This window comes from Polaromonas sp. P1_E1_2, from assembly GCF_056406035.1.
Genome location: NZ_JBFUAZ010000386.1, coordinates 1 through 4,106, shown reverse-complemented (window position 1 = coordinate 4,106; position 4,106 = coordinate 1). Strand labels below are relative to the sequence as shown.

5 protein-coding genes are annotated in these 4,106 nt (G+C 61.9%); 3 read left to right on the top strand and 2 right to left on the bottom strand.

Annotated features, from left to right (window positions below; genetic code table 11):
- Positions 1-295: fumarate hydratase C-terminal domain-containing protein (locus AC1D1P_RS16270; RefSeq protein WP_477673685.1), on the top strand; the 295-nt coding region annotated here is incomplete at its 5' end.
- Positions 292-1,095, top strand: coding sequence for a glutamate racemase (murI, locus tag AC1D1P_RS16265; RefSeq protein WP_477673684.1), 804 nt, complete (start codon positions 292-294; stop codon positions 1,093-1,095). The genes AC1D1P_RS16270 and murI, both read left to right, overlap by 4 nt.
- Before the next feature lie 78 nt (positions 1,096-1,173).
- Here the strand turns inward: murI and AC1D1P_RS16260 are convergent, their stop codons facing one another.
- Together AC1D1P_RS16260 and AC1D1P_RS16255 are read right to left on the bottom strand one after the other, a co-directional pair.
- The gene (locus AC1D1P_RS16260) at positions 1,174-2,169 is read right to left on the bottom strand and encodes a Bug family tripartite tricarboxylate transporter substrate binding protein (RefSeq protein ID WP_477673683.1); all 996 of its coding nucleotides are present in this window, start codon (positions 2,167-2,169) and stop codon (positions 1,174-1,176) included.
- A 289-nt stretch (positions 2,170-2,458) separates the two neighbouring features.
- The gene (locus AC1D1P_RS16255; protein ID WP_477669044.1) at positions 2,459-3,364 is read right to left on the bottom strand and encodes a LysR substrate-binding domain-containing protein; all 906 of its coding nucleotides are present in this window, start codon (positions 3,362-3,364) and stop codon (positions 2,459-2,461) included.
- Between the two features lie 128 nt (positions 3,365-3,492).
- Here AC1D1P_RS16255 and AC1D1P_RS16250 point away from each other — a divergent pair, with 128 nt between their 5' ends.
- Entirely contained in the window at positions 3,493-4,080 is a 588-nt protein-coding gene (locus AC1D1P_RS16250) for a cysteine dioxygenase family protein (protein WP_477673682.1), read from the top strand.
- The last annotated feature ends 26 nt before the right edge of the window (positions 4,081-4,106 follow it).

Sequence of the window (4,106 nt, the reverse complement as noted above, 5' to 3'; positions counted from 1 at the left end):
CGGCAAGTCCGAGCGCGGCCCGGTCGCCATCGAAGCCATCAAGAAGCACAAGAGCGCTTACCTGATGGCCGTCGGCGGTGCGGCCTACCTGGTCAGCAAGGCCATCAAGACCGCCAAGGTGGTGGGCTTTGCCGACCTGGGCATGGAAGCGATCTATGAGTTCGACGTGATTGACATGCCCGTGACCGTGGCGGTGGATGCGGGCGGCACCAGCGCGCACATCACCGGCCCAGCCGAGTGGCAAAAGAAAATCGCCACCGGCGAGTTCAAAAACATTCCCGTCGCAGCCGCGTGAGCGAAGGCCATGCCGGCGCCGACCGGCCGGKCGGCGTGTTCGACAGCGGCGTGGGCGGCCTTAGCGTCTTCAAGGCATTGCGGGCCGAATTGCCCGCGGAGTCCTTCGTCTACCTGGCCGATGCGGGCTTCGCGCCTTATGGCGAGCGCGGCGACGCTTTTGTCATTGAGCGCACGCGCGCCGTCGTGCGCAAATTGCGCGAAGAGCATGCGATCAAGGCACTGGTGATCGCGTGCAATACCGCGACGGCCGCCGCCGTTCACCTCGTACGAACCGAGCACCCAGACTTGCCGCTGGTCGGCGTCGAACCGGCGCTCAAGCCGGCCGTCGCGTTGAGCAAGACACGCCGCATCGGCGTGATGGCGACGCGCGGCACGGTGGCAAGCGCCAAGCTGCGCGCCCTGCACGATTCGCTGAAAGGCCAGGCCGAGTTCATCCTGCAGCCGTGCGACGGGCTGGCCGATGCGATCCAGAACCATGATGTTGCGCAGATCGGTGCTTTATGCCGTGAATACACGCAAGCGATCGGACCCTTCGGCGGCCAGGCCGGGCAGGTCGATACCCTGGTGCTGGGCTGCACGCATTACGCCTTCGCGTGGGACACACTGCAGAAAATGGTGGGCACCGACGTTCGCCTGATCGAAACCGGCGAGCCGGTCGCGCGGCAGACACGCCGTTTGCTCGAAGCCGCCGGGCAGCTGCGGCAAGGCGCCGCATCCGGCCACATCACTTTGCTGACAACGGGTCAACAGGAGGCACTGAACGCAGCCGCACGACGCTGGCTGGGCCTGCAGCTATAGCACCACAGCGCCGGCTGGACTCGCCGGCGCTGGTACGCATCGACTCAGTGATGAGCCGAATCCGTTGAAGAACTGAAGTTATTGCGGCTTCAATCCCACGTTACGCGCCAGGGTGCGCCAGCGCTCCGACTCCGCCCGAAGGAATCCACGCAACTGGTCGCGTGAAGTACCTTTCATTTCCACGCCCAAAGCGGACATACGTTCCACCACCTTGAAATCCGACATCGCACTCAGGAGTTCGAGGCGAAGCCGCTCGGTAACTTCAAGCGGCGTGGTCGCTGGCGCAACAAGCGCCCACCATTGCGCCACATCCATGTTCTTCAAGCCGAGCTCAGTCATCGTCGGCAAGGAGCGCAGGATGGGGACGTCCGAGCGCTTGCGGCCCGTCACCGCCAGCGCCTTGACCTTTCCGGAGGCCATGAGGCTGGAGCCGGTCGCCAGCGTGGCGAAAYAAGAAGACACCTGGCCGGCAGCCAGGTCCACCATCGCCGGTGCGCCGCCGCGGTAAGGCACCATGTTGAACTTGATTTTGGTTTCCTGGGAAAACAGCTCGCCCACCAGGTGGCTGATAGACCCTGTGCCGCTGTTCGCCATGGCAGGAGGCCCGCCCTTGGCGGTCGAAGAAGTTTTCAGGAAAGTCTTGAAGTCGCTGTTTTCGGGGCCCATGCCGGTAAACAGCACCATGGGCGATGTACCCACCAGCGTGATCGGCGTGAAGTCGCGCAGCATGTCGTAAGGCAGGTTGGCAACAACTGCAGGCGCGTACACGTGCGACAACTCCACGATCGCCAGCGTATAGCCATCGGGTGCCGACTTGGCGGCCTGGTCAATGCCCACGTGGCCCGCGCCACCCGGCTTGTTGTCGACGATCACGGGTTGCTTCAGCCCTTCGCTCAGCCGCTGTGCGAGCACGCGGGTAATGGCATCGGTGCTACCGCCCGTTGCCCAGGGAACGATGATCTTGATGGGCTTGTCGGGGTAGGCAGCCCATGCGGGCGCAGCGCCAAGCGCCAGGGTGGCTGCGGAACCAGCAAGCAGCGTGCGCCGCTTGATGGGGAATGTTGAAACTGACATGARCTCTCCTTGCATTGATCGGATACGCGAGACAACCCCACCTCCTCGTGGGCATCGTCAGCGTCCGGCGAGCGTACACCGCAGATGACGCATGCGCCGTGTTACCACGCAGATACAGCCGCTACTTGTGGCTCGCGTCCAACGTTTTCGCGCGTTTATTTTTTGTGATCTCACGATGCCGGAAATTCACATGCGCACACTTTTCAGCAAAGTAATTAAAAAGTCTGCAGCGCATTCGCGGATGCGTTTTCCCTCCGGAATTCCGGCCGTTTGCTTTTTCAGACGGCGCTTAAATTTCCCGATCGGCACGCGCGGCGGGGATAGCCGGGTCCGCCGCACTGCGAATCAAACCGAGGTTGGATTTCAGCATCTCGAACACCTTGCGTGTCACCGGGTTAATAACATTCTTTCGAACGAACAGGTAGTAATCAAGCTCCGGCAAACGCGGCAGTCCATCGTTTTCGCCCAGCACGCGCAGGTCGCTGCCCGCCATCTCGATACCGCGCGCAGTCACGCCCAAACCCGCACGCAGCGCAGCCTTGATGCCGATCAGGCTGGAAGCGGTATAGCTTGGCGACCAGGGAATTCCGGCGGCGTCCAGCGCCTCGCGCGCCAGCCTGTGAAATACGCTGGGGCCCTCCACCAGGATCAGCGGCACCGGCTTGGCGCGGTCATGTACGTAGCTGGCTGAGCACAACCACACCGTGGGTGAGGTACGCAGCACCACGCCGTCAAGTGCCGGGTCGTTGCGGTTCGAGATAGTCATGTCGATCTCGCCGCGCTTGAGGGATTCCATCAGGAAAGGGCTGCGCCCCACATGGATGTCGAGCTGCAACAGCGGCGAAGCACGCGCCACCTGTGCCAGCAGCGTCGGCAGCATGGTGTCGGCCACGTCGTGCGGCGCGCCTATGCGCAATACACCCTCCAGGTTGCCTTGCTGCAGGCTGCGCAAGGCATCGTCATTGATGGCCAGCAGGTGACGCGCGTAACCGAGCAGCTTTAACCCATGCGGCGTCAGGCGCTTCTGGCGCCCATGCTTTTCAAACAGCGGATGGCCGATCTGGTCTTCCAGGCGCTGCATTTGTTGCGTCACCGCCGACTGTGTTTTGCCCAGCTGGATGGCGGCACCGGCAAAGCTGTCCTGCTCGTCGATGGCCATCAGGGCCCGCAGCAATTCCAGGTCAAGGGTTTTCATTCAAAGAGTTCGACAGGATTTACTTATTACAAATACTAATGTATTTATCTCTATTTCTGAGTTGTTTCAAGAATACGCCTTGACTATATTAGGCTCAATAAACCGAAACCTCACTCAGGAAAATCTCCATGAACGCAGCAGCACAGCGTAGCCAGGTGGTTGGCGCCGCCATTCAAAACATTAAAATTATTGTTGGGAGCGGTGAAGCAAATCGCCAGTCGCTGGCCAAAGTGCTCGCGGTCTTGAACCAGCTGGCCGGCCAGAAGGAGCTGTGGAGTGCCACGGATTTCGCTGCGCCCGAAAGCCCCGAACTGCAGGCGCGCTACCTGATCGCTGAAGACGCCGACCAGAGCTTCGCGCTTTACCTCAACGTGATGCGCCCCGGCAAACGCATCGTGCCGCACAACCACACCACCTGGGCCTGCATCAGCGCGGTGGAAGGCAGCGAGCTCAACCGGGTGTACGAACGCCRGGACGATGGCTCGGTGCCGGGCAAGGCGCAGCTCAAGGAGGTCAACGCCGTGGTGGTCGAGCCCGGCACGGGCATCGCCCTGATGCCCGAAGACATCCACTCGGTGGAGATCCCGGCCGGTCAGGTGATACGCCACTTGCACATGTATGGCCGCGCGCTTGAAACGCTGAACACCCGCACCGGCTACGACCTGGAAAAAGGTACGTACGAAACCATGGGCATCGGCGTGCAGACACGCCGCTGACCCCCGCGCACCCTTACCCCCTTCCC